The organism is Stenotrophomonas sp. STEN023 (genome assembly GCF_056760135.1).
Genome location: NZ_JBRREF010000174.1, coordinates 1 through 226 on the forward strand (window position 1 = coordinate 1; position 226 = coordinate 226).

The 226-nt window shown below is 57.5% G+C and carries 1 protein-coding gene; it reads right to left on the minus strand.

Going from position 1 to position 226, the window contains the following annotated elements; all coding sequences use genetic code 11:
- Positions 1-190, minus strand: a 190-nt coding sequence (locus tag ACVOLV_RS22200; RefSeq protein WP_481556243.1) for a hypothetical protein, incomplete at its 3' end; no start/stop codon positions are given.
- Positions 191-226 lie beyond the last annotated feature (36 nt).

The following is a 226-nucleotide window of genomic DNA, read 5'->3' on the forward strand; positions in this document are numbered from 1 at the left end:
CTGCATCAGCGGCACTTTGAGGACGCGTCAACTTCATGATCTGCTCGCGTGCTGCATCAGCGGTACTTTGAGGACGCGTCAGCTTCATGATCTGCTCGCGTGCTGCATCAGGGGCACTTTGAGGACGCGTCAGCTTCATGATCTGCTCGCGTGCTGCATCAGCGGCACTTTGAGGACGCGTCAACTTCATGATCTGCTCGCGTGCTGCATCAGCGGCACTTTGAGG